We start from the raw sequence: 24,806 nt of genomic DNA, 5'->3' as shown, positions 1-24,806 counted from the left end.
GTCAGAGCCGGCCCTTGTCGGAGAACTCTTTTTGCATGAGCTTCAGGTCTTCGCGGACCATCTCGCGGGCAAGCTCGTGCGCGCTCGTCTCGTGGCGCCAGCCGAGCACCGTCTCGGCCTTTTTCGGGTCGCCGAGCAGGAGATCGACCTCCGTCGGGCGGAAGTAGCGCGGGTCGATGCTGATCAGGCATTTGCCGGTCGCGGCATCAAATCCCTTCTCGTCGGCGCCCTGGCCTTCCCAGCGGATGGTCATGCCCACCTCGGCAAAGCACCATTCGGCGAACTGGCGCACGGTGGTCGTGGTGCCGGTCGCCAGCACGTAGTCGTCGCCCTGCGGCTGCTGCAGCATCAGCCACATGCCGCGCACATATTCCTTGGCATGGCCCCAGTCGCGCTTGGCATCGAGATTGCCGAGGAAGAGCTGGTCCTGCTGGCCGAGCTTGATGGCGGCGACGGCGCGGGTGATCTTTCGCGTCACGAAGGTTTCGCCGCGCAGCGGGCTTTCGTGGTTGAAGAGGATGCCGTTCGAGGCGTGCAGGCCATAGGCCTCGCGGTAGTTCACGACGATCCAGTAGGCGTAGAGTTTTGCCGCCGCATAGGGCGAGCGCGGATAGAACGGCGTCGTCTCGCTCTGGGGAACCTCCTGCGCCTTGCCGTAGAGTTCGGAGGTGGAGGCCTGGTAGAAGCGCGTCTTCTTTTCCAGCCCCAGGATGCGGATCGCCTCCAGCATGCGGAGCGTCCCGATCGCGTCGGCATTGGCGGTATATTCCGGCGTCTCGAAGCTCACCTGCACATGGCTCTGGGCGGCGAGGTTGTAGATCTCGTCGGGCTGCGTCTGCTGCACGATGCGCACGAGGTTCGTCGCATCCGTCATGTCGCCGTAATGCAGGAAGAACCGCGGATCGGGCTCGTGCGGGTCCTCGTAGATGTGCTCGATGCGCCCGGTGTTGAACGAGGAGGAGCGGCGCTTGATGCCGTGCACGATGTAGCCCTTGTCGAGCAGCAATTGCGCGAGATAGGCGCCATCCTGACCCGTTACGCCCGTAATCAAAGCCACCGGTTTCTTGGACAAGTCTGTTCTCCAGGGTGAAGGTGCAAGCGGCTTAAACCCGAACGCCCGGACGATCAACCGCCGAATCCGGGCGGCCGATCTTATCGCGCCAGCAGGCCGGCGATACGGTTCTTCAGGTGAAGCGCCTCGCGGAAGGCAAAATCGCCCGCCGTCAGCAGCGGATGACCCTTGCGGGAGGCGCGCTGGCTCTTCAGCACGGCCGTGCCGTTGCCGCGCGCCGCGGTGCCGTTTTTGGCGACGACATTGGCGATCAGCGTGAGGATGTTGTGGTCTTCCAGCACGCGGCGGCGCGCCTCGATGATGGCGGGCAGGCGCTTCTCGTATTCGCCGTTGTCGATCGCCGCGCGCATGATGGCGAAGGCCTCGTCCGGCTTGCGGATATCGATCGCGATGAAGCTCTCGGCCGGGAAATAATCGGCAGCGTTCGGTGCGCCGAAATAGAAGGGCAGCGACAGGCCGAGGAAGGGGTCGGCGAGCTTTTCGGTGAAATGGTGCGGGGCGAGGTGGTTCTCGATCGCGAGATGATACTTGTAGGGATCGATCGATTCCGCCTTGTCATCGACTGGCCGGTGGCCGCGGCCGAAAACGTCGAGGTCGGGCATGCGCGCGGCCATGGCCTGCGTGAAATCGTAGCGCAGCCGGTGCAGCGTGTGGCCCTGCCGCTTGGTCGAGCAGACCGTGCCGATGACTTTCGTCTTTTCCGGAAAGTGCCCGGCAATTTCATCGGCGGTCATCAGGTGCTGGCTGCCGTTGCCGTAGAACCAGCGCAGGCCCGCCTGGCTGTAGATCCGGCCGGGATGGCGCAGCGCGAAGGGCTCCTGGCTCGTCACCACATGGCCGAACTGCCGCGTATAGGCACGGCTGTAGATCTTGATGCCGGAGGGTTCCGTCGTGAAGAGGATGGTGTTTTGCGGCGCGCAGGCAAGCGTTTCCACCCGCATCGGGCGGCGTTCGCCACCGGCAGGCGGCATGTTCTCGTAGACCGCCAGCCAGTCGTAGTCGCGCGCATCCGGATCGAAGGTGAAGGTCACGCCGTGGCGTTGCGCAAAGCCTGCAGAAAGCTGCCGGGCAAGCGGGCTTATGCCATGCGTCCGGTTGATCGGGCCCATGACCTTGACCACGGTGGCAGTGCTGCCGCCACCGGCTGGGCTATTGTCGTCTTCGGAAAGAATGGCGGTTCTCCTTCGAACGGCCGCTCGCGATCAGCCCCAGGTGACGGCGAGGATCTCGTAGGCCTTGGCGCCGCCGGGTGCGTTCACTTCGATCGAATCGCCGACTTCCTTGCCGATCAGCGCGCGGGCGATCGGCGAGGAGATGGAGATGCGGCCCTGCTTCACGTCGGCTTCCTGGTCGCCGACGATCTGGTAGACCTTCTCTTCCTCGGTGTCCTCGTCGACGAGCTTCACCTTGGCGCCGAACTTGATCTTGGCGCCGGACATCTTGGAAAGGTCGATGACCTCGGCGCGCGCGACGTAGTCCTCGACCTCGGCGATGCGGCCTTCATTGTGGCTCTGGGCTTCTTTGGCAGCGTGGTATTCGGCGTTTTCGGACAGGTCGCCATGGGCGCGTGCTTCGGCGATCGCTTCGATGATTCTCGGACGCTCTTCCTGCTGGCGCCAGCGCAGTTCTTCCTGCAGCTTGACGAAACCGCCGTGAGTCATCGGTACTTTTTCAACCATTTTATCCCGTCCTTCAGCCCGCGTCGCGCGGGCTCCCGCCCGCATGAACGCAAAAGAAAACGGTCTCCGGAGAAGATTCCCCGGAACCGTCGAAAGCATTTGAACGATCCTTATAGCAGATTGCGTCGGGCGAAAGCCAGTTTTTTCGCCGCAGGTGCAGCATCCGCCCACAGCGCCCGGAACAATCGGCCGCGTCTTCCAGTTAGCCGAATATGGCGGGAGGCGTGCATGACAATCGACAATTCGGACACGGACATGAGGAGCAGACCATGAGCGTGATGCAGAAGATTTCCGGTTATTTCAAACAGCTCGCCGGCGAAGTGTCGGGCAACCAGGCCATGCATGACGAAGGTCGCCGCGAGGCAGCGGAGACCGGCTACCAGGAAAAACACGAGCAGGTCGTGCCCGTCGAGCCGCGCACGGTGCCCGGCGCCCAAAGCGTCGTGTCGGCTGAGACCGGCCGCGAAAAGATTATCCATGCGGATGCTGTGCCGCAGTTCAAGGTTTCGCAGGCCGGCCGCAGCAATGACGGCGTTTCGAGCGCCAAGCCACGCGTCATCACCGGCAGCTACGATGCCACGGTGCACCGCACGCCGCCCGGCATGGCGGAGCCCACCCGCGACTGGTCCGCCGGCTTCGACGAGACCGCATCGCGGCAGGATACCGAGACCGGCGTCACCGACTATTCCGATCCCGAGCAGTTGAAGCTCTACCGCCTCATTCCGATCGCGTCCGCCACGGATACCAACTGGGATCTCGCGCCAAACCAGGGCGAAGTGGTGGTGCGTGCCCGCTCCTCGGGCGATGCCCGCGTCGTCGCAGCTGAAGCGGAACTCGACTATCTGGAAATCGACGCGCTGCCGGCGGACGGCAATTCCACCACCTCGTCCAGCGCCTTCCGCAACGAGAAACTCTACACAGTCGTCGACGAGACCGACCCGGCCTATCCGCTGGACGGCGCGCGGGAAGTCGTTGCCGGCACGGTGCGTGTCGACAATATCCGCCCAACCGAGCTTTGAGGAGGTCGCCATGACCCGCAGCCAATCCGCCCGCACGGCGGCCAAACAGCGTGACATCCAGGACGAGGTGGCGGCGGCCGACCGCAAGGCCGGGGAGGAAAAGCCGAAGGCCATGCAGGCCGGCGCGCGCCTCTATCCCGTGCCGCCCTTTCCCGAGCAGCACCAGCCGAAACCCGGCAACGAGGCCAAGCTTGATCCTGCACCGATGTATGACGCGCCCTTCTATAAGGGCTCGGAGAAGCTGAAGGGCAAGGTGGCGCTCATCACCGGCGGCGATTCCGGCATCGGTCGGGCCGTCGCCGTGCTTTTCGCCCGCGAGGGTGCGGATGTGGCGATTGCCCATCTTGCCGAAGGCGGCGATGCAAAGGACACGATCGCCGCCGTCGAGGCGGAGGGTCGGCGCTGCATCGCGCTTGCCGGCGACGTCAAGGACAAGGCCTTCTGCCGCAATGCGGTCAAGCGCACGGTGAAGGAGCTTGGCCGGCTCGACGTCCTCGTCAACAACGCCGCCTTCCAGGTCCACGCCAAGGATATTCTGGACCTCTCGGAAGCGCATTTCGATGAGACGCTGAAGACCAATCTCTATGGCTATTTCTTCATGGCGCAGGCGGCAGTGCCGCATATGGAGGCGGGTTCAGCCATCATCAACACCGGCTCCGTCACCGGCCTCGAAGGCTCCAAGGCATTGCTCGACTATTCGATGACCAAGGGCGGCATCCATGCCTTCACGCGCTCGCTGGCAAGCCAGCTCGTGCCGCGCGGCATCCGCGTCAATGCGGTGGCGCCCGGCCCGGTCTGGACGCCGCTCAACCCCTCCGACAAGGAGGCGGAAGACGTCGCCAAATTCGGCGCCGACACGCCGATGAAGCGTCCCGCTCAGCCGGAGGAGTTGGCGCCCGCCTATGTCTTCCTCGCCTCGCCGCAATGCTCCAGCTATATCACCGGCGAAGTCCTTCCCATCATCGGCGGCTATTGAGCCGCCGATGACAATTGCTTTTTCATTGACGTTGCTCTCTAGAACATATAGTGAACAAATATGAAGAAATCGCTGCAACAACGCTTGGCCATCCTGTCGGATGCCGCCAAATATGATGCCTCGTGTGCCTCCAGCGGAACGGTCAAGCGCGATTCCGTCGCGTCCGGCGGGCTGGGCTCGACGGAAGGGGCGGGGATCTGCCATGCCTACGCGCCGGACGGGCGCTGCATCTCGCTGCTCAAGATCCTGCTCACCAATTTCTGCATCTTCGATTGCGCCTATTGCATCAACCGCTCCTCCAGCAATGTCGAGCGCGCCCGCTTCACGCCGGAGGAGGTGGTCTGGCTGACGCTGGAATTCTACCGGCGCAACTATATCGAGGGGCTGTTCCTCTCCTCCGGCATCATTCGCTCGCCGGATCATACGATGGGCGAGATGGTGCGGGTGGCCCGCGACCTGCGCACCGTGCACGGCTTTCGCGGCTACATTCACCTGAAGTCCATTCCTGACGCCGCACCGGAGCTGATCGAGGAGGCGGGGCTTTATGCCGATCGCCTGTCGCTCAACATCGAGCTGCCGACGGATGCCGGTATCGGCCGGTTTGCGCCGGAAAAGCGCCCCGAGGGCATTCGCCGCGCGATGGGCGACCTGCGCCGCAAGATCGAGGCAGCGGACGATCCCACCCTCCAGACAAAGCGGCGCAAGCGCTTCGTGCCGGGTGGCCAGAGCACGCAGATGATCGTCGGCGCCGATGGCGCGGATGATGCGACGATCCTGAAGACGAGCGCCCGGCTTTACGGCAGCTACGGCCTGAAGCGCGTCTATTATTCCGCCTTCAGCCCCATTCCCGATGCGTCGCGCGCGCTGCCGCTGATCAAGCCGCCGCTGGTGCGTGAGCACCGGCTTTACCAGGCCGATTGGCTCTATCGCTTCTATGGGTTCGGCGTGGACGAGATCACCTCCGGGACCGGCGGCATGCTGGATCTCGACATGGACCCCAAGCTCGCCTGGGCGCTTGCCAACCGCGATGCCTTTCCGATGAACGTCAACCGGGCGGAGCGCGAACGGCTGTTGCGCGTGCCGGGCCTCGGCACGAAGACGGTGGATGCCATCCTCTCCAGCCGCCGCTTCCGCCGCCTGCGGCTGGAGGATCTGGCGCGGCTCGGCGTGTCGCTGCGCAAGGTGCGCGCCTTCATCGAGGCGGAGGGCTGGACGCCGCGGCGGCTTGCCGATCGCGCCGACCTGAAGACGCTTTTTGCGCGCAAACCGGAACAGCTTTCGTTGCTCTGATGCACACGATCCCTCTTGTCGGACGGGGCGATTTTTCCGAGTGGCGCGACGCCGCCCGCGCACTCGCTGCCGCCGGGATTTCGCCGCGCGAGGCGGACTGGCGTATTTGCGGGGTGGAGGACGAGCTTTTCGACGCCGTCGCGCCGCCGCAATTGCCGAAGCCGGACGCCGCCGCCCCGCCGCTAACCGTGCCGCCCGCCTTCCTGCCTCTGGCCGAGGCCGTCGTCTGCCATACGGAGCCCGGCCGGTTTCACATGCTCTACCGGCTGCTCTGGCGCCTGCAATCGGATCGCCGCCTGCTGGAGCTGACGGCGGACAAGGATGTCGCCTGGGCGCGGCTTCTCGCCAAGAACGTCCACCGCGACAGCCACAAGATGACGGCTTTCGTGCGCTTCAAGGAGATTGCCGGCGAGACGGCGGGGCGCCGGCGGTTCTTCGCCTGGTTCGAGCCGTCGCATTTCGTCGTGGCGCGCACCGCGTCGTTCTTCCGCCGGCGCTTTGCCGACATGGACTGGATCATCGCGACACCGAACGGCACGGCAAGCTGGGATGGCGAGACCCTGATCTTCGACACGCGCCCCGGCGAAAATCCCGGCCATGGTGACCCGACCGATGAACTCTGGCGCACCTATTATGCCAGCATCTTCAACCCGGCGCGCCTGAAGCTGAAGGCCATGCAGGCGGAAATGCCGAAGAAATACTGGCGCAACCTGCCGGAAGCCGATCTCATCCCCGAGATGATCGCCAATGCGGAGGCGAATGTGCGCGCCATGGCCGAGCGCGCCGCCAGCGATCCGCCGCTCTTCCACTACCGTCTCCAGGAGGCCGCGCAGCCCCTGTCGCAGATCGTGCCTGCCGGTGCCGGCACGATCGAGGCGGTGCGCGAGGAGGCGCGACACTGCACGCGCTGCCCGCTGCATTGCACGGCAACGCAGACCGTCTTCGGCGAGGGGCCGCAAGATGCAAGCGTGATGATGGTCGGCGAGCAGCCGGGCGACCAGGAAGACCTCGCCGGCCGCCCCTTCGTCGGCCCGGCGGGCAAGGTTTTTGACGCCGTGCTCAAGGAGGCCGGCATCCCTCGGCAGTCCCTCTACCTCACCAATGCGGTCAAGCATTTCAAATACGTGCCGCGCGGCAAACGCCGCATCCACCAGAAACCGGACCGCGGCGAAATCGACCATTGCCGCTGGTGGCTGGCAAAGGAGGTCGAGCTGATCAAGCCGCGCCTGATCGTGGCGCTGGGCGCCACCGCGCTTTATGCGCTCAGCGGCGAACAAAGGCCGCTCAACCAGCTCCGCGGCAAGCCGATCACCATGCAGGGCGACATGGTCCTATACCCAACCATCCACCCCTCCTACCTGCTCCGCCTGCCGGACGAAGCCGAACGCCAGCGCCAGCACGCGCTGTTCGTCGAGGATATGCGGCTGATCCGGCATTTGGGAGAGACGCTCGTGGCTGCATAAAAAAGCCGGGCGACTGGGTCGCCCGGCTTCGAACACTTGGATGAGTGCCGTCTCAGAAATACGACTGCAACGGCCGCACTTCGAGCTGGCCCTGCTTCAGCGCCCGGATCGCCTGGGCGGCGGCAAGGGCGCCGGCCATGGTGGTGTAGTAGGGCACCTTCTGCATCAGGGCGGCGCGGCGGAGCGACTTGGAGTCCGAGATCGCCTTGTTGCCGTCGGTCGTGTTGATGACAAGCTGGACCTGGCGGTTGCGGATGGCGTCCTCGATATGCGGGCGGCCTTCCTGCACCTTGTTGATCTTGACCGCCTCGATGCCCTTTTCGGCGAGGAAGCGGGCGGTGCCGGAGGTCGCCATCACCTTGAAGCCGATGCCGGTCAGGATGTTGATGGCCGGCAGCACGCGGTCCTTGTCCTCGTCGCGCACCGAGACGAAGACCGTGCCTTCGCGCGGCAGGTCGACGCCGGCGCCGAGCTGCGACTTGGCGAAGGCCAGCGCAAAGTCGGTGTCGAGGCCGATGACCTCGCCGGTAGAGCGCATTTCCGGGCCGAGCAGCGTATCGACGCCCGGGAAGCGGGCGAAGGGGAACACCGCTTCCTTGACGGCGATGTGCTTCAAGTTGCGCGGGTCCGGCTTCTCGCCATAGGCGGCGATCGCGGCGTCGAGGCTCTCGCCGGCCATGATGCGGGCGGCGATCTTGGCGATCGGCGCGCCGATGGTCTTGGCGACGAACGGCACCGTGCGCGAGGCACGCGGGTTGACTTCCAGCACGTAGATCGTGCCGTCCTTGATGGCATATTGCACGTTCATCAGGCCGCCGACATTCAGCGCCTTCGCAAGTGCTTTGGTCTGGCGTTCCAGTTCGTCGACGGTCTCGCTGGAGAGCGTGTGGACCGGCAGCGAGCAGGCCGAGTCGCCCGAATGGATGCCGGCCTCCTCGATATGCTCCATGATGCCGGAGACGAAGACGTCCTTGCCGTCCGAAATGGCGTCGACATCGACTTCCACCGCGTTCGACAGGTAGCTGTCGAAGAGCAGCGGGTTCTTGCCGAGCAGCGTGTTGATCTGGCCGGTCTTGTCGTTCGGGTAACGCTGCTTGATGTCTTCCGGCACCAGTTCCGGCACGGTGTCGAGCAGGTAGGTCTGCAGCATCGATTCCGACTGGATGATCTGCATGGCGCGGCCGCCGAGCACGTAGGACGGGCGCACAACGAGCGGGAAGCCGATCTCGGCCGCGACGAGGCGCGACTGCTCGACCGAATAGGCAATGCCGTTGTTCGGCTGGGCGAGGTCGAGCTTCTGGAGCAGCTTCTGGAAGCGGTCGCGGTCTTCGGCCAGGTCGATCATGTCGGGCGCGGTGCCGAGGATCGGGATGCCGTTCTTTTCCAGCGCCTCGGCGAGCTTCAGCGGCGTCTGGCCGCCGAACTGCACGATGACGCCGACGAGCTCGCCCCTGGTCTGCTCGGCCTTCAGGATCTCGATGACGTCTTCTGCCGTCAGCGGCTCGAAATAGAGCCGGTCGGAGGTGTCGTAGTCTGTCGAGACGGTTTCCGGGTTGCAGTTGATCATGATCGCTTCATAGCCGGCATCCTTCAGCGCGAAGGCGGCGTGGCAGCAGCAATAATCGAACTCGATGCCCTGGCCGATGCGGTTCGGGCCGCCGCCGAGGATGACGACCTTCTTGCGATCGGAAATGCCGGCCTCGGAGCGTGCGGCACCCGCAAACGGCGTCTCGTAGGTCGAGTACATATAGGCGGTCGGAGAGGCGAATTCGGCGGCGCAGGTGTCGATGCGCTTGAAGACCGGGCGAACGTCGAGGCGGTTGCGCAGTTCGGCCACTTCCTTCGGGCGCTTGGCCGAAAGGGTGGCGAGGCGCGCGTCGGAGAAGCCCATGGCCTTCAGCATGCGCAGGTTTTCGGCGTCTTCCGGCAGGCCGTGCTCGCGGATGCGGGCCTCCATGTCGACGATCGCCTTGAACTGCTCGATGAACCACGGGTCGATCTTGGAGCCGTCATGCACTTCTTCGGGCGAAAGGCCGAGGCGCAGCGCCTGGGCGACCATGCGCAGGCGATCGGGCGTCGGGCGGGAGATCGCGGCGCGGATGGCGTTGCGGTCGTTGCCGTCTCCGAGGCCCGGGATTTCGATCTCGTCGAGGCCGGTCAGGCCGGTTTCGAGGCCTCGCAGGGCCTTCTGCAAGGATTCGGCGAAGGTGCGGCCGATGGCCATCACTTCACCGACCGATTTCATGGCGGTGGTCAGCGTCGGCTCGGCGCCGGGGAACTTTTCGAAGGCGAAACGCGGGATCTTCGTCACCACGTAGTCGATCGACGGTTCGAAGGAGGCCGGGGTCGCGCCGCCGGTGATGTCGTTTTCCAGCTCGTCGAGCGTGTAGCCGATGGCGAGCTTTGCCGCGATCTTGGCGATCGGGAAGCCGGTCGCCTTGGAGGCGAGCGCGGAGGAGCGTGAAACGCGCGGGTTCATTTCGATGACGACGAGACGGCCGTTTGCCGGGTTGACGGCGAACTGCACGTTCGAGCCGCCCGTTTCAACGCCGATCTCGCGCAGCACCGCGATCGAGGCGTTGCGCATGATCTGGTATTCCTTGTCCGTCAGCGTCAGCGCCGGGGCGACCGTAATCGAGTCGCCCGTGTGAACCCCCATCGGGTCGATGTTTTCGATCGAGCAGATGATGATGCAGTTGTCCGCCGTGTCGCGGACGACCTCCATCTCGTATTCCTTCCAGCCGAGCACCGATTCCTCGATCAGCACTTCCGTGGTCGGCGAGGCGTCGAGGCCGGAATTGACGATCTCGAAGAATTCCGAGCGGTTGTAGGCGATGCCGCCGCCGGTGCCGCCGAGCGTGAAGGACGGGCGGATGATGGCGGGCAGGCCGATCACGTCGAGCGCCTGCGCGCCGATCGCCATGGCGTGACTCATGTAGCGCTGCTTGCGGTCGGTCTCGCCGAGGTTCCACTGGTTTTCCAGCTCGTCCAGCGCCTTGTCCAGCGCATCGCCGGAAAGCTCGGCCTTCACCTTGGCGCGCTCGGCCTCGTGCACCTTGCGGTCGAGGTCCTTGATCTCGGTGGCGTTGGCGAGCAGCGATTTCGGCGTTTCGAGGCCGATGCGGGCCATTGCCTCGCGGAACAGCGCGCGGTCCTCGGCCATGTCGATGGCGGCGGGCTTGGCGCCGATCATCTCGACATTGTAGCGCTCCAGCACGCCCATGCGCTTCAGGGAGAGCGCGGTGTTGAGCGCGGTCTGGCCGCCCATGGTCGGCAGCAGCGCGTCCGGGCGTTCCTTGGCGATGATCTTGGCGACCACTTCCGGCGTGATCGGCTCGACGTAGGTGGCGTCTGCCAGGCCCGGGTCGGTCATGATCGTTGCCGGGTTGGAGTTGACGAGGATGACGCGGTAGCCTTCCTCCTTCAGCGCCTTGCAGGCCTGTGTGCCGGAATAGTCGAATTCGCAGGCCTGGCCGATGACGATCGGCCCCGCGCCGATGATGAGGATCGATTTCAAATCTTGGCGCTTGGGCATGTCTCTATCCGTTCTTCCGCGTGCGCGAAAATCCGGCCAAGGTGATGGGTTCACCGGCCGGGTGCGCAAAAATGGTCTGTCAAGGCTAGAAGCGGCTTATAGGCAAATGCGGAGGCGAGCGGAACCCCGAAAATGGAGCAATCGACAGGAAAAGTCAGCGCCGTGCGCCGTCGATGTAGCCCTGGATCGCGCGGCCGACATCTGTCACGAGGCGTTCGCGCGGCAGCGCCACGACAGGCGGCAGTTTTAGCACATATCGGGTGAAGGCGAGACCGAGGATCTGCGTGGCGACGAGACCGGCAACGGCTGGCGTATCCGGCCCTGCGATCCGCGCGATGGCGGGGGCCACCTGTGTCGCGAAAATCTCGCGCAGCCGCTCGGCGGCAAGCTCGTTGACGGCGGCGGAGCGCAGCGCGATCGGCAGGGCGCTTCCGCCGCCGTCGCCTTCCCAGACGGAGAGGAAATGGCGCACCAACGCTTCGCCCATCGATGGGGCGGGGAGGTCGGAGAGATCGGGCAGCCGCAGGTCGATATCCGCCGCGCGGGCAAAGAGCGTTTCCTTGCCGCCGAAATAGCGGATGACCATGGCGGGGTCGATATTGGCAGCGGTGGCAATGTCGCGCACTGTCGTACCGTCATAGCCTTTTTCGGCAAAGAGGGTGCGCGCCGCTTCGAGTATGGTCTCGCGGGTGCGGTCCGATTTGCTTTTCCGGGGTCGAGAATCACGCATACGACGAAAATGCCAACGCGTGTTGACAAATTCAAGCGCCGAGCATAAAAGTCAACGCATGTTGATATTTGGAGAGCAACCATGCTGCCGCACGATACCGATGTCCTGATCGTCGGGGCAGGGCCGACCGGCCTTGCGCTGGCCGTCACCCTGCAACAGGCCGGCGTCGCCCATGTCATCGTCGACCGGCTGGCCGCCGGGCAGAACACCTCGCGTGCGGCCGTCATCCATGCCCATACGCTGGAGGTGCTGGAGCATATCGGCGTCACCGACGTGCTGGAGCAGCGTGGCCTGCCGCTCACGCGCTTTGCGCTGCGCGAGCATGACAAGGCGCTGCTGGAGCTCGACTTCTCCATGCTGCCCTCGCGCTACGCACAGATCCTGATGATCCCGCAGGACGAGACGGAGGCGATCCTTGCTGAGCGGCTGTCGAGCCTGGGCGGCACGATATATCGCGGCGCTTCGGCGACGACGATCGAGCCGGACGCGACGGGTGCGGTCGTCCACCTCGATACGCCGGAGGGTGTGCAGAGCATCCGCGCCCGCTATGTCGTCGGCGGCGACGGCATGCACAGTGTGGTGCGAAGTGCCGCCGGCATTACCTTCGATGGCGAGACCTACAGCGAATCCTTCGTGCTCGCCGACGTGCATATGGACTGGGCACTGAGCGACGAGGTGTCGCTGTTCTTCTCGCCGGAGGGCATGGCCGTCGTTGCGCCGCTGCCGGGCGGGCGCTATCGCATCGTGGCCCCCGTCGAGGACGCGCCGGAGGCGCCGGACGTGGCCTTGGTGCAGGCTGTTCTCGACGCGCGCGGGCTGCGCAAGGGCGTCAGCCAGGTGCGTGACGTGATCTGGAGTTCGCGGTTTCGCGTGCACCACCGGGTCGCCTCGCGCTACCGCTCCGGGCCGTTCTTCCTCATGGGCGATGCCGCCCATGTGCATAGCCCGGCCGGCGGGCAGGGCATGAACACGGGGCTCGTGGACGCCGTCGTGCTTGGCCGGCTGCTGGCCGACGTGCTCACCGGCAAGGCGCAGGAGGCGACGCTGGACCTCTACGAGGAGAAGCGCCGGCCGGCGGCGGCCGAGGTGCTGGAACTGGCAGGCCGCCTGACGAAGATCGCGACGGTCCGCAGCCGCATCGGCCGGACCTTGCGCAATGTCGCCCTGCGGCTTCTCGGCACCTCGCCGGTCTTCTGCCGCAAGCTCGCCCTCAATGTCTCGGGCCTTGCCCGCAAGGGGCTTGGAATGGTCCCAAGGCGGTGAGCGCGGGTCAGTCCGTCGCGAGAATGCCGGGCAGTTCCTTCAGGATGCTGTCGCGTGCCCTGAGGCTGGTGCGCGGTTCCTGTTTCTTCTCATCCTGTATCAGCCGGGCGAAAACGACGGTGCGCTCATCGCGGCGCGCCCAGCCTACATACCAGCCATAGGGCCGGCCATATTCCGGCGTGCCGTCGGCCTTGCGGGAATAGGCCATGCCCGTCTTGCCCTGCACGCCCCAGCCGTCCTCGATGTCGCGCCGCTCGACGATCTCCATTGCCCTGTCCATCGCGTCGGCGGCGACCGGCAGTTCGTGGTTCACCAGCTTCTTCAGGAATTCTACCTGTTCGCGCGGCGAGATTTTCAGCGAGGAGGCGATCCAGGCGCGTTCCAGGCCGTTGTCCTTGCCGGGATCGCCCGCCATGTCGGCATTGCCGTAGCCGAAGGCATCGGCATAGTCGCGCAACTGCTCGTAGCCGAGGAATTCGGCGATGCGCTGCGAATACCAGACGACGGAAAATTCCATCCAGCGCTTCGGGCTCGTCGGCTGCCGCCAGGCATCGCCGCCCCAGTCCGGATAACCCTTCATGAAGGGCAGCACCGGCTCCTCGGCGTCTTCGAGGTATCCCGAATCGTAGCCCATCACCGCGAGCGGCACCTTGAAGGTGGAGGCGGGCGTCACGCGGGTCGCGCAATCGCCCTTTTCCAGAAAGACCTCGTTGCTTCCCGCATCGGCAACGATGGTACAAATAATGCGGGCTTGCGCCGGCACATTCATGCCCGCAGCCAGCAGGGCGCCGGCCGCGAAAAGACGGATGTCCATCACGTTTTCCTCGAATTTTGAATGGCTTGCGCATTCTGGATAGCAATGCTTTGATGGTCTGGCAAAAGATCAATACTGGTCTCAGCCATGAGGAAAACTGGGGCATTGCCATGGTTCGGCCATATCTGCCGCTGAACGCGTTTCGCGCTTTCGAAGCCTCCGCCCGGCACCTGAGTTTTACCCGCGCGGCGATCGAGCTGAACGTCACGCAGGCGGCGGTCAGCCATCAGGTGAAGAGCCTGGAGGACCAGCTTAATGTCGTGCTCTTCAAGCGCCTGCCGCGCGGGTTGATGATCACGGCGGAGGGTGAAAGCCTGCTGCCGGTGCTGCGCGACAGTTTCGATCGCATGGCGGATGTCGTGGAGCGCTTTCGCGGCGGGCATGTGCGGGAAATCCTGACAATCGGCGCCGTCGGCACCTTTGCGGTCGGCTGGCTGCTGCCGCGGCTCGCCGGTTTCCGCGAGCGCCATCCCTTCGTGGAGGTGCGGCTTTCCACCAACAACAACCGCGTCGACCTCGCCGCCGAGGGCCTCGATTTCGCCATCCGCTTCGGCGCCGGCGCCTGGCATGGCACGGATGCGGTCCGCCTGTTCGACGCGCCGCTCTCGGTGCTCGCCATCCCCACCGTGGCGCGCGACCTGAACGATCCTGCGGACCTGCTCGGCATGACGCTGCTGCGCTCCTACCGCCGCGATGAGTGGACGCGCTGGTTCGAGGCCGCCGGCCTGCCACGCACGCCACCGCCGCAGAACGCCATTGTCTTCGACACCTCGCTCGCCATGATGGAGGTGGTGCTGCAAGGGGCGGGCGTCGGGCTCGCGCCGCCCTTGATGTTTTCGCGGCTGCTGGGGGCGGGTGCCGTCGTGCAGCCGTTCAAGACCAGCGTGACGCTCGGCAGCTACTGGCTGACCCGCCTGCAATCGCGCAGCGTCAGCCCCGCCATGTCCGCCTTCGCGGCCTGGCTGGAACAGGCGGTGGGGGAGGAGAGCCTGAGCTGAATGTCGATTGGTCTTAGGCCAGCCCCGGCATGACCAGAACCTTCACCTCGCCCGGCCGTGGCGGATTGGTCACCGCATCCGGCAGTTCATCCAGGCCGATGCGGCGGGAGACCAGGCGATCGACCTTGATCGTGCCGGAAGCGATGAGGGCGGCGGCGCGGCCGTGCGTGAAGGGATTGACGAAGGAGGTGAGGATTTTCACCTCGCGGAAGAGCAGGTCGAAGGGTTCCAAGGCCACGGTTTCCCCCTGCGGCATCACGCCGAGAATGACCACCGTGCCGCCATTGCGCGCGAGCCTTGGCGCCTGCTCCACCGTTTCGGCCACGCCGGCGCATTCGATGACCACGTCCGCCCCGCCCGGCAGCAGGCCGGCCTTTCCGGTGATGCCCTGGATGGCGTCACCGGCGGTAGGATCGAAGGACCCGGTCGCTCCGATCTCCTCGGCGAGTGCCCGGCGCAACGCCTGACGGGTGACCAGGATGACGGAGGCGGCACCGGCGAGGCGGGCGAGCTGTACGACCAGCATGCCGATCACCCCGCCGCCGAGCACCACGACGGAACTGCCGGGCTCTATGCTCGCCATATCGATGCCGTGCAGGCAGCAGGCGAGCGGCTCGCAGAAAGCGCCGTGTTCCGGCGGCAGCGAGAGCGGCAGTTCATAGGCCTGCTTCTGCGGCACCAGAACGTATTCGGCAAAACCGCCGTCGCGGTGAATGCCGATCGCCTGCAGGTTTTCGCAGAGGTTGACGCGGCCGCGCTGGCATTGCGCGCAGCGGCCGCAATGGATGTTCGGATCGCCGGTGATGCGCATGCCGGTGCGAAAATGGATCACGGCATCGCCGACGGCCTCGACGATGCCCGAAAATTCGTGGCCCAGCGTCACCGGCGGCTTGCAGGGGAATTCGCCGTGAAAGAGGTGGCGGTCCGTGCCGCAGATGCCGGCGGCTTCGATCCGCACGAGCAGGTCGTCCGGGCCGGGAGCCGGCTTTTCCACCTCGCGCACGAAAAATCCGCCGATCGCCTCCAGCCGCGCCGCTTTCATGCCGTCCTCCCGTTTTCCTCGGGCGGAATAGGAGCGGGAACGGCAGGCGTGGTCAAGTCAGGTTGCGGCGACGCTCCAGTTCGGCATCGGTCGGCGTGTCGAACTCGAAGGAGCCTGTGGTGATCTCGCCGGCGCGGGCATATTTGCTGATGACGACGCCGGTGTCGGTGGTGCGCGAATCGACGAGCGTCAGCGCGCGCGGGAAGGCGGTGTCGCCGAACAGCCGCTTGCCCTTGCCCAGGATGACCGGGAACGTGAAGATGTTGATCTCGTCGACGAGGTCGTTTTCGAACAGCGCCTTCAGGAATTCCGTCGAGCCCTGCGTCAGGAGATCCGGTCCGTCCTCGCTCTTCAGCGCCTTCACGGCGGCGATCGCGTCTGCGCCAAGAACGTGGCTGTTCTGCCAGGTGGCCCGGAAGGCCGGGTTGCGGGTCGCGACATATTTGTTGATGCGGTCGAAGAGCGGGCCGATCGGGTCGTCCTTCTCAACGTAGGGCCAATGGGCGGCGAAGATGTCATAGGTCTTGCGGCCGAGCAGCAGGTCGAAGGGTTTTGCAAACATCTCGCCGACCGCAGCACCGCCCTTCTCGTCGAAAAGCGGGGCCACCCAGCCGCCGAACTTGAAGCCGCCGATCGGGTCCTCCAGCGGCCCGCCCGGCGCCTGCATGACGCCGTCGAGGCTGACGAATGCGCCGACATTGATCTTTCTCATGGGTCTTCTCCTCGCGTGATCGCTTGACTGATATCTAGAGACGCGCGGCGAAAGGGCGATCCGACACGGGGCCGAAAAATTATCAGCCGCGGCCCCAGCGGGCGCGCACCGCCTCGGCCCGGCTGCGGCTCACCGGTATTTCCCGCCCGTCCTTGAGCAGGATCGTCAGCCGGCCATCGCCGCGCTGAAGTTTTTCGACATGGGCGTCGGCGACGAAATGCGAACGGTGCACGGAGAGGCCGGGCGTGGGGCCGAGTTCTTCCAGCGCATCGGAAAAGCGCAGCAGGATCAGCTCCCGGCCGCGGCTCGTCGTCACCTCGGTATAGTGGTCGGCGACGGTGAGATGCAGGATCGCACCGCGGTTTTCCGGCTTCAGGCGGCGCAGCAGCGGGACCTCGGTTCGCACTTCATGGGCAGGTGCCGGAGACAGAGCTGCCGCCTGCTTGCTGCTCATCGTCATGAAGGTCAGGCCGCAGAACAGGGCCGAGAGCAGGAGGCCGGTCGCGATGCTTTCGGCGAGAACCGAAGGAGTGATCGTGCCGCCGAAGGTCAGGAGGCTGATCGCTTCCGTCGCAAGCCCGACGGGCACGCCGGCCAGCAGCGTGCCGAGCGCCATGCGGCCGAAAAGGCTCGGGATCCTGTGCGCAAATAGCGTGTTGACGACGACGATGGTGACGATCGCGATGCCCCAGGCGACGGCGTGCAGCACGAGCCAGAAGCCGAGGCGCGGCACGGCGGCAAGCCGTTGAGACGTGCCGTAGGGACCGGTCACCCAGAAGATCAGAACGACGGCGCCGAAGGTCGCCCAGAAGCGGGGCGAGCGCAGGAAGACCTGCAGTTCACGAAGCGCGGATTGCAGGAAGGGGCGTTCCACGAAGTTTTCCGTCCATTCGGGCCAAAGCGTTTGAGGCGATCCGATCAATGTCTGAAGACCGGAGCGATTTCAACCGCATCCGGAGCCCGCCATGACCTTCGAGCCGCTTCTCAACGCCCCTTCCGCCGTGCAGTTCCATGTGGCGACCGTGCTGCCAGCGGCTGTCCTCGGCGCCGTCCTGCTCGCCCGCCCGAAGGGCACGCCGGCACATCGTCTCCTTGGAAAAATCTGGTTGTTGCTGATGGTTGCGACGAGTTTTTCGACCTTCTTCATCCATGACCTGAAGGTGGTCGGCGACTTCAGCCCGATCCATCTGCTCTCCGTCTACGTCATCGTCGGCAGCGTGCCGGCGATCCGCGCCGCGCGCCGCCGCGATATCCGCGCGCACCGTGCGCATGTCGCGGGCATGTATTTCGGCGGCATCGTCGTGGCCGGGCTTTTCACGCTGGTGCCGCACCGCGTGATGGGCGCCATGATCTTCGATGGCGCCTCCGGTCTGGCAAGCGGGCTCGCGGCTGCCATCGTCAGCGTGCTGCTCGTCGCGGCGGGCGGACTGGCCGTTCGCGTGGCCGGCTGGCTCGATCGCCTGCCGGCGGTTTTCCGGCGGCGCTGAGGGCTGCTTTTCATTTTGCAAGGCGCCCGCCAGGCCCTATAAGCTGGTGCTGAGGAACGAATTCACTTTGTGGACGTTCGTCGGCAATCAATTCGGGGAAATGCGCCATGGAATGGAAAGGTCGCCGTCAGTCGAGCAATGTCGAGGACCAGCGCGGGGCCGGAGGCGGCCCTTCGCTCGGCCGCGGCAATGGCGGGTTCCGTATTCCGATGGGCGGCGGACGTCGCGCCGGCGGCGGCATGAGCATCGGCACAATCATCTTCCTCGTCGTCATCTACTTCATCTTCAAGGCGATGGGCATCGACCTGTTGCAGGTGATGGGCGAGGGCGGCGGGCAGGTCAGCGTGCCGGGCTTCGAGCAGACCGAAAGCGCCAGCCAGCGCTCCTCGCCGCAGGAAGAGGAACGCAAGGCCTTCATGGCGACGGTGCTTGCCGAGACCGAAGACACCTGGAACGGCATCTTCCAGACGGCCGGCGAACGCTACGAGGAGCCCAAGATGGTGCTCTTCTCGGGCTCCGTGCAGTCGGCCTGCGGCTTTGCCTCGGCGGCCTCCGGCCCGTTCTACTGCCCGGGCGACCGCAAGCTCTATCTCGACATGAGCTTCTTCGACGAACTCGCCAACAAGTTCGACGCGTCGGGCGATTTCGCGCAGGCCTATGTCGTCGCGCACGAGGTCGGCCATCACGTGCAGAACCTCACCGGCGTGCTGCCGCGCTTCAACCAGCAGCGCCAGCGCATGAGCGAGGTGGAAGCCAACCAGATGTCGATCCGCGTCGAGCTCCAGGCGGATTGCTACGCCGGCATCTGGGGCAAATATACCGAGCAGAAGGGTCTTCTGGAGCGCGGCGACCTGGAGGAGGCGCTGAACGCCGCAACCCAGATCGGCGACGATACGCTGCAGAAGCGCACGCAGGGTTACGTCGTGCCGGAAAGCTTCAACCACGGCACGTCCGAGCAGCGCCGCCGCTGGTTCAAACGCGGCTTCGACACCGGCCGCGTCGATGCCTGCGATACGTTCAAGGGCGATGTGTAATGAGGGATGCGCCGGCGGCACTGCCGCCGTCGGCGACCTTCAGGTCTTCCTCGACGATTGAGGCATATTTGCCGGAATGGGTGAGGGCGACCGCGAGCGCCACGACGAGCGTCGGCACGGCGATGGCGAGATTGCCGCGCAGCTGCCAGAAGAACGGCCGGTGCACGACCTTTACCCACAGCAGGAAGGCCGCCGGAATGCCGGCGAAGGCCAGCATGTGAAAGGCGAAGCGGATGGGCTGGAAGGCAGCGCCTTCGCCCTGCTCCGTTGCGCGAAACACGCCGTCATCGTCCATGAACCAGGCGGCGGCCGCTGCAATGAGCAGCAGCAGGATAAAGAGCGGCTTCATCACGTTTTTCCATGAGAAGATGGCGCAGGTGGCGATGAACAGGCAGAAGAAGCCGCCTGTCACCAGCACCAGCGTGTCCGGCCGCGCGCCGAGCAGCGCCCAGGTCTCCATCCAGAAATCGCGGCTGGTGATCAGGAAGAGATAGAGGCCGGTCGCCAGGCTCACCGTGAGGCTCGCGAAGCTGGGTCTGGCAGAAAGATGGCTCGGGGCAGAGCGGGTCGACATTGCCGGTCCTCAAGAACTGATGGGCAGGCACACATCTCGGCGCGCACCGTTACCGGCGCATGACAATCCGTGTGTATCCGCGCATTTCTCTCACGAGGAACCTGACAAGACGCTGACGACGGGCCGTATTACGCGGCCCGTCGTCAGGGGAATCAGGCGCGCTTTTCGCTGTCCATATGGGCGAGCTGCGCGGCGGGGTAACGCTCGCCGGCCGCCGCATCCTTCGGCATGGCGGCTTCGATGGCCGCCAGATCGGCCTCGCCCAGCGAAACCGCCTGCGCGCCCAGCGCTTCCGCCAGCCGGTCGCGGCGGCGGGCGCCGATGAGGGGGACGATATCCGCACCCTTCGCGGCGACCCAGGCGATGGCGAGCTGGGCGACGCTTGCGCCCTTTTCCTCGGCGACGCGGCGCAGCGCCTCGACGAGGGCGAGGTTCTGCTCGACATTGCCCTCCTGGAAGCGCGGGCTGATGCTGCGGAAATCGCCGCCGGCACTCGCGCCCTTCTGCCAATGGCCGCTGATCAGGCCGCGCGACAGCACGCCATAGGCGGTGATCGGGATGCCGAGCGCCCGGCAGGTCGGCAGGATGTCCTCCTCGATGCCGCGCGAGATCAGCGAATATTCGATCTGCAAATCCGCGATCGGGTGAACGGCGGCGGCGCGGCGGATGGTTTCCGACCCCACTTCCGACAGCCCGATATGGCGGATGTAACCCGCCTTCACGAGGTCGGCGAGCGCGCCGATGGTCTCCTCAATCGGCACGGCCGGGTCGAGGCGGGAGGGGCGGTAGATGTCGATATGGTCGGTGCCGAGCCGTTGCAGCGAATAGGCGAGGAAGTTCCGGATTGCCGCCGGGCGCGAATCGTAGCCGCTCCACGCGCCGTCCGGACCGCGCAGCGCGCCGAACTTCACGCTGATCACCACGTCCTCGCGCCGGCGGTCCCTGAGCGCTTCGGCGATCAGCATCTCGTTGTGGCCCATGCCGTAGAAATCGCCGGTATCGAGCAGGTTGATGCCGGCGTCGAGGGCGGCGTGGATGGTGGCGATGCTTTCGGTCCGGTCGGCCGGGCCATACATGCCGGACATGCCCATGCAGCCAAGCCCGATGGTCGAAACCGCGGGGCCGGTCTTGCCGAGGTGGGTGGTCTTCATGGCGTCTCTCCTGTGATCTGTCGTTCGGTCGAGAGCCTTCTACCGCGCTGGCCTTTGTGCGATAATCCGTCCTCTCCTGAACAGCTTGTGCGGTTTTCCAAACAATGAGCCAGATCCCCCTTGCCGATCTCGATGCCTTCGTGGCCATCGCCCGGGTGAAGAGTTTTCGCGCGGCCGCCAAGCTGCGTGGGGTTTCCGCCTCGGCGCTGTCGGAGGCGATGCGGCGGCTGGAAGGGCGGCTCGACCTGCGCCTGTTCAACCGCACGACGCGCAGCGTCACGCTGACGGATGCCGGCGAGCGCCTGCTGGAGCGGCTGGCACCGGCGCTTGCCGAAGTCGAGGCGGCGATCGACGGCGTCAACAGCCTGCGCAACCGCCCGGTCGGCCGGCTGCGGCTCAACGTGCCGGGCGTCGTCGCCCGCTTCGTGCTGCCGCCGATCGCGACACCCTTCCTCCAGGCCTATCCCGGCATCACGCTGGAGGTCGCCTCCAACGACGCTTTGGTCGACGTGCTCGCGGAAGGTTTCGACGCCGGCATCCGCTACGAGGAGGCGCTGCACCAGGACATGATCGCGGTGCCGATCGGCCCGCGCCGCCAGCGTTTCGTCGTTGCCGCCGCGCCGTCCTACATCGCCGCGCACGGCGCGCCGGACCATCCGCGCGACCTGATGCGGCATCGCTGCATCCTGCACCGTTTCGCCAGCGGCCGCGTGCTGCCCTGGGCCTTCGAGCGCGGCGAGGAGAAGATGTCCCTGATGCCGCCCGCCTGCCTGATCTCCGGATCGAACGAGGTGGAACTCCACGCTGCCGAGGCCGGCCTCGGCCTCGTCTGCACCTTCGAGGAGTTCCTCGCGCCGGCCCTTGCCACCGGCGCGCTCCGGATCGTCATGCCGGAGTGGATCCAGAGCTTTTCCGGCCCCTTCCTTTACTATCCGAGCCGCATCCTGATGCCGGCGCCGCTGCGCGCCTTCGTCGATTTCGTGAAGGCCAATCCCTGGCCCGAATGAGGCGAAGCATGAGTGTGCCACATCCGCATCATCAAAAATTTTGCAATGTTCACGGATTGTTTCGCGGGAAAAAGTGAAATACAACTCCTCGCCTGACGTTTTGCCCGCCGCGATGGGCGCCGATCATTCCAGAGGTGACACCATGATCGATGCCAGGTCCACCCGGCGGGGGCTCTTTCTCGTCTTCATGATCATGTTTCTCGACGTGATCGGCATCGCCATCATCATGCCGGTGCTGCCGACCTATCTGCGCGAACTGACCGGCGACGACATTAGCCAGGCGGCGATCGATGGCGGCTGGCTGCTGCTCGTCTATGCCGGCATGCAGTTCCTGTTCGCGCCCTTCATCGGCAACCTGTCGGATCGTTTCGGCCGGCGGCCGGTGCTGCTCGCCTGCATCCTCACCTTCGCCATCGACAATCTCATCTGCGCGCTCGCCACCAGCTACTGGATGCTCTTCATCGGCCGGGTGCTGGCCGGCATCAGCGGTGCGAGCTTCGGCACCGCGGCCGCCTATATCGCTGACGTCTCCACCGACGAGACCCGCGCGAAAAATTTCGGGCTGATGGGCATCGCCTTCGGCACGGGCTTCGCGCTCGGCCCGGTCATCGGCGGCCTGCTCGGCGAATTCGGCCCGCGCATCCCGTTTTACGGCGCGGCCGCGCTCGCCTTCCTCAATTTCGTCGCGGCCTGGATCCTGCTGCCGGAAAGCCTGGAGCCCGCCAACCGCCGCCGCTTCGAGTTCTCCCGCGCCAATCCGCTCGGCGCGCTGTTGCAGATGCGGCAATATCCGGGCGTGCTGTGGGTTGGGCTCGTCTTCTTCTGTTACTGGCTGGCGCATGCCGTCTATCCCTCCGTCTGGCCCTTCGTCGCGGCGCTTCGCTACGGCTGGAGCGAAGGGCAGATCGGGCTGTCGCTCGGCGTTTTCGGCATCGGCGGGGCGGTCGTCATGGCTTTCGTGCTGCCGCGCGTCGTGCCGCGGCTCGGCGAATACCGCACCGCGATCGTCGGCCTCGCCTTCGCCGCACTCGGCCTCTCCGGCTATGCCGCGGCCTGGCAGGGCTGGATGGTCTATGCGGTGATCGCGCTGACGGCGCTGGAAAGCCTTGCCGACCCGCCGCTGCGCTCGATCGCATCGGTGCGCGTGCCGCCATCGGCCCAGGGCGAGCTTCAGGGCGCGCTCACCAGCGTCTCCAGCATCACGACGATCATCGGGCCGCTCATCTTCACGCAGGTGTTCAGCCACTTCACGGGGCCGGCCGCGCCGGTGGTCTTTGCCGGCGCGCCCTATGCTCTGGCGGCGGTGATCCTTTTCATCGGCCTCGTGATTTTCATCGTGAAGCTGCGCGGCGCCGATGCGGGGCCAAGCGAGACTCTGGCCGCGCAATCGCGCTGAAGCGCTTTCAACCGTGACGTTTTGACGAAATTTTCGCGCAAAACCTGCGCGAGAAACCCGATTGAGCGCATTTTTGATGAAAAGATCACAGCTACTCGATTGATCGCGGCGGGACTTTGTGATCCGAAGCGTCACGAAAGTGAGAATTATGATGCACATGGCCACGCACCGCGCGGACAATAGCTGGGGCGCCCATTTCCGGGCGACCTTCACCCTCGGCGTGCCGTTGATCGGCGCGCAGCTCGCCCAGCTCGGCATTCACACGACGGACGTGGTCATCCTCGGCCGTCTCGGGGCTGCGCATCTGGCGGCAATCGTGCTGGCGAGCCAGTTCTTCTTCACCATCTTCATCCTCGGCTCCGGCTTCGCCAATGCCGTGATGCCGATGGTGGCGCAGGCCTATGGCCGGGGCGACGCCGTCTCCGTGCGCCGCTCGGTGCGCATGGGCATGTGGGTGGTGCTGATCTATGCGGCGCTGATGATCCCGGTCTTCTACAATGTCGAGGGCATCCTGCTCTATGCCGGCCAGAAGCCGGAGGTGGCGGCCCTTGCCGGCAGCTACCTGAAGATCGCGCAATGGGGCATGGCGCCGGCGCTGCTCTTCATGACGCTGCGCGGCCTCGTCAGCGCGCATGGCCGGGCGGGCGTCGTGCTCTATGTCACGATCGTCATCCTGTCGGTCAACGCGTTCTTCGCCTATGCGCTGGTGCTCGGCCATTTCGGCTTCCCGGCACTCGGCATCGAGGGGGCTGCGATCGTTTCCGTCGCGGTCAATATTTTGAGCTTCTTGCTGCTTACCGCCTATATCCAGCTTCGCCCGGAGCTGCGGCGCTACGAGCTCTTCGTGCGTTTCTGGCGGCCGGACTGGCAGGCCTTCCGCGAGGTCGTTCAGCTCGGTCTGCCGATCGGCCTGACGATGCTCGCCGAAGTCACGCTTTTCACCGGCGCCTCGCTGCTGATGGGCAATATCGGTACGCTGGAACTCGCCGCGCACGGTATTGCGCTCCAGCTCGCCTCGATCGCCTTCATGATTCCGCTCGGCCTCGCGCAGGCCGGCACGGTGCGTGTCGGCGTGGCGCATGGCCGGGGTGATCGCCTCGGCGTGGTCCGCGCATCCTGGGCAGTGCTGGTCGTCGCGGCGGCCATTGCGGTTGGCGGCGGCATCCTCTTTGCCCTCGCGCCCACCACGCTCGCCTCGATCTTCCTCGACACGGCGGGCAAGGATTCGGCCGCCGTCCTGGCGATTGCCGGTCCCTTCGTGGTGATCGCCGGCATCTTCCAGCTTGTCGATGGCCTCCAGGCGATTGCCGCCGGCCTGCTGCGCGGGCTGAAGGATACGCGCATCCCGATGATCCTGGCGCTGATCTCCTATTGGCCGATCGGCTTCCTCTGTGCCTGGTTCTTCGCCTTCCCGGCCGGTTTCGGCGGCGTCGGTGTGTGGTTCGGCTTCGTCAGCGGCCTCGCCGCCGCCGCCATTCTGCTCAACTGGCGCTTCTATCGCCTGGTGACCCGGGGCGCGGCCCGACCCGCCTGAATCAAAAAGGCCCCGGACGCGACGTCCGGG

At 65.4% G+C, this 24,806-nt stretch carries 22 protein-coding genes; 11 read left to right on the top strand and 11 right to left on the bottom strand.

The window, feature by feature from the left end:
- Nucleotide 1 precedes the first annotated feature (1 nt).
- The 3 genes from gmd to greA form a co-directional block, all read right to left on the bottom strand.
- Nucleotides 2-1,072 carry a GDP-mannose 4,6-dehydratase gene (gene gmd, locus J2Y63_RS21290; protein WP_435267718.1) on the bottom strand — a complete coding sequence of 357 codons (1,071 nt, stop codon included), beginning with the start codon at nucleotides 1,070-1,072 and terminating at the stop codon, nucleotides 2-4.
- 80 nt (nucleotides 1,073-1,152) lie between these two features.
- Entirely contained in the window at nucleotides 1,153-2,193 is a 1,041-nt protein-coding gene (locus J2Y63_RS21285; RefSeq protein ID WP_435267717.1) for a glycosyltransferase family 10 domain-containing protein, read from the bottom strand.
- Between the two features lie 81 nt (nucleotides 2,194-2,274).
- A complete protein-coding gene (greA, locus tag J2Y63_RS21280; protein ID WP_256117457.1) occupies nucleotides 2,275-2,751 on the bottom strand; it encodes a transcription elongation factor GreA in 477 nt (158 codons plus the stop codon).
- A gap of 701 nt (nucleotides 2,752-3,452) precedes the next feature.
- Here greA and J2Y63_RS21275 point away from each other — a divergent pair.
- The 4 genes from J2Y63_RS21275 to J2Y63_RS21260 are packed head-to-tail and all read left to right on the top strand — an operon-like array spanning nucleotide 3,453 to nucleotide 7,499.
- Nucleotides 3,453-3,770 carry a hypothetical protein gene (locus tag J2Y63_RS21275; RefSeq protein ID WP_435267853.1) on the top strand — a complete coding sequence of 106 codons (318 nt, stop codon included), beginning with the start codon at nucleotides 3,453-3,455 and terminating at the stop codon, nucleotides 3,768-3,770.
- A gap of 10 nt (nucleotides 3,771-3,780) precedes the next feature.
- On the top strand, nucleotides 3,781-4,746 hold the full coding sequence (locus tag J2Y63_RS21270) for an SDR family oxidoreductase (protein WP_435267716.1): 966 nt from the start codon (nucleotides 3,781-3,783) through the stop codon (nucleotides 4,744-4,746).
- A gap of 60 nt (nucleotides 4,747-4,806) precedes the next feature.
- The gene (locus J2Y63_RS21265; protein ID WP_435267715.1) at nucleotides 4,807-6,036 is read left to right on the top strand and encodes a putative DNA modification/repair radical SAM protein; all 1,230 of its coding nucleotides are present in this window, start codon (nucleotides 4,807-4,809) and stop codon (nucleotides 6,034-6,036) included.
- Complete coding sequence (locus tag J2Y63_RS21260) at nucleotides 6,036-7,499, top strand: UdgX family uracil-DNA binding protein (protein WP_435267714.1); 1,464 nt, start codon at nucleotides 6,036-6,038, stop codon at nucleotides 7,497-7,499. The genes J2Y63_RS21265 and J2Y63_RS21260 overlap by 1 nt, the downstream gene beginning before the upstream one ends.
- Before the next feature lie 52 nt (nucleotides 7,500-7,551).
- Here the strand turns inward: J2Y63_RS21260 and carB are convergent, their stop codons facing one another.
- Nucleotides 7,552-11,034: a carbamoyl-phosphate synthase large subunit gene (gene carB, locus J2Y63_RS21255; protein WP_435267713.1), complete on the bottom strand. Its 3,483-nt coding sequence runs from the start codon at nucleotides 11,032-11,034 to the stop codon at nucleotides 7,552-7,554.
- 154 nt (nucleotides 11,035-11,188) lie between these two features.
- Nucleotides 11,189-11,764, bottom strand: a complete 576-nt coding sequence (locus tag J2Y63_RS21250) for a TetR family transcriptional regulator (protein WP_435267712.1) — start codon at nucleotides 11,762-11,764, stop codon at nucleotides 11,189-11,191.
- Between the two features lie 81 nt (nucleotides 11,765-11,845).
- On the opposite strand from J2Y63_RS21250, the gene J2Y63_RS21245 reads away from it, so the two are divergent.
- Complete coding sequence (locus J2Y63_RS21245; RefSeq protein ID WP_435267711.1) at nucleotides 11,846-13,027, top strand: FAD-dependent monooxygenase; 1,182 nt, start codon at nucleotides 11,846-11,848, stop codon at nucleotides 13,025-13,027.
- 7 nt (nucleotides 13,028-13,034) lie between these two features.
- On the opposite strand, the gene blaOXA is transcribed toward J2Y63_RS21245, so the two are convergent.
- Nucleotides 13,035-13,841 (bottom strand): class D beta-lactamase, encoded by an 807-nt coding sequence (gene blaOXA / locus J2Y63_RS21240; protein WP_435267710.1) that lies wholly within the window; start codon nucleotides 13,839-13,841, stop codon nucleotides 13,035-13,037.
- A gap of 110 nt (nucleotides 13,842-13,951) precedes the next feature.
- On the opposite strand from blaOXA, the gene J2Y63_RS21235 reads away from it, so the two are divergent.
- The gene (locus J2Y63_RS21235; RefSeq protein WP_435267852.1) at nucleotides 13,952-14,839 is read left to right on the top strand and encodes a LysR family transcriptional regulator; all 888 of its coding nucleotides are present in this window, start codon (nucleotides 13,952-13,954) and stop codon (nucleotides 14,837-14,839) included.
- A gap of 13 nt (nucleotides 14,840-14,852) precedes the next feature.
- Here the strand turns inward: J2Y63_RS21235 and J2Y63_RS21230 are convergent, their stop codons facing one another.
- The 3 genes from J2Y63_RS21230 to J2Y63_RS21220 all read right to left on the bottom strand — a co-directional run bounded on the left by J2Y63_RS21230 (nucleotide 14,853) and on the right by J2Y63_RS21220 (nucleotide 17,467).
- The gene (locus J2Y63_RS21230; protein ID WP_435267709.1) at nucleotides 14,853-15,881 is read right to left on the bottom strand and encodes a zinc-dependent alcohol dehydrogenase family protein; all 1,029 of its coding nucleotides are present in this window, start codon (nucleotides 15,879-15,881) and stop codon (nucleotides 14,853-14,855) included.
- Nucleotides 15,882-15,933: 52 nt separating this feature from the next.
- Nucleotides 15,934-16,593, bottom strand: a complete 660-nt coding sequence (locus J2Y63_RS21225; protein WP_435267708.1) for a dihydrofolate reductase family protein — start codon at nucleotides 16,591-16,593, stop codon at nucleotides 15,934-15,936.
- A gap of 82 nt (nucleotides 16,594-16,675) precedes the next feature.
- A complete protein-coding gene (locus J2Y63_RS21220) occupies nucleotides 16,676-17,467 on the bottom strand; it encodes a LytTR family DNA-binding domain-containing protein (protein WP_435267707.1) in 792 nt (263 codons plus the stop codon).
- A 91-nt stretch (nucleotides 17,468-17,558) separates the two neighbouring features.
- Between J2Y63_RS21220 and J2Y63_RS21215 the strand changes: the two genes are divergently transcribed.
- Together J2Y63_RS21215 and ypfJ are read left to right on the top strand one after the other, a co-directional pair.
- Entirely contained in the window at nucleotides 17,559-18,080 is a 522-nt protein-coding gene (locus J2Y63_RS21215) for a DUF2306 domain-containing protein (RefSeq protein ID WP_435267706.1), read from the top strand.
- A 107-nt stretch (nucleotides 18,081-18,187) separates the two neighbouring features.
- Nucleotides 18,188-19,114: a KPN_02809 family neutral zinc metallopeptidase gene (gene ypfJ / locus J2Y63_RS21210; protein ID WP_256117435.1), complete on the top strand. Its 927-nt coding sequence runs from the start codon at nucleotides 18,188-18,190 to the stop codon at nucleotides 19,112-19,114.
- Here the strand turns inward: ypfJ and J2Y63_RS21205 are convergent.
- Nucleotides 19,098-19,688, bottom strand: coding sequence for a phosphoethanolamine transferase domain-containing protein (locus J2Y63_RS21205; protein ID WP_435267705.1), 591 nt, complete (start codon nucleotides 19,686-19,688; stop codon nucleotides 19,098-19,100). The two genes, ypfJ and J2Y63_RS21205, sit on opposite strands and share 17 nt — an antisense overlap.
- A gap of 152 nt (nucleotides 19,689-19,840) precedes the next feature.
- Nucleotides 19,841-20,839, bottom strand: a complete 999-nt coding sequence (locus tag J2Y63_RS21200; protein ID WP_435267704.1) for an aldo/keto reductase — start codon at nucleotides 20,837-20,839, stop codon at nucleotides 19,841-19,843.
- 104 nt (nucleotides 20,840-20,943) lie between these two features.
- On the opposite strand from J2Y63_RS21200, the gene J2Y63_RS21195 reads away from it, so the two are divergent.
- The 3 genes from J2Y63_RS21195 to J2Y63_RS21185 all read left to right on the top strand — a co-directional run bounded on the left by J2Y63_RS21195 (nucleotide 20,944) and on the right by J2Y63_RS21185 (nucleotide 24,776).
- The gene (locus tag J2Y63_RS21195) at nucleotides 20,944-21,846 is read left to right on the top strand and encodes a LysR family transcriptional regulator (protein ID WP_435267703.1); all 903 of its coding nucleotides are present in this window, start codon (nucleotides 20,944-20,946) and stop codon (nucleotides 21,844-21,846) included.
- Between the two features lie 142 nt (nucleotides 21,847-21,988).
- The gene (locus J2Y63_RS21190) at nucleotides 21,989-23,242 is read left to right on the top strand and encodes a TCR/Tet family MFS transporter (protein WP_435267702.1); all 1,254 of its coding nucleotides are present in this window, start codon (nucleotides 21,989-21,991) and stop codon (nucleotides 23,240-23,242) included.
- Between the two features lie 148 nt (nucleotides 23,243-23,390).
- A complete protein-coding gene (locus J2Y63_RS21185; RefSeq protein ID WP_435267701.1) occupies nucleotides 23,391-24,776 on the top strand; it encodes an MATE family efflux transporter in 1,386 nt (461 codons plus the stop codon).
- Nucleotides 24,777-24,806 lie beyond the last annotated feature (30 nt).

It is taken from the genome of Shinella sp. BE166 (assembly GCF_051201095.1).
Lineage (GTDB): Bacteria > Pseudomonadota > Alphaproteobacteria > Rhizobiales > Rhizobiaceae > Shinella > Shinella lacus.
This window is presented reverse-complemented; position numbering and strand designations above follow the sequence as displayed.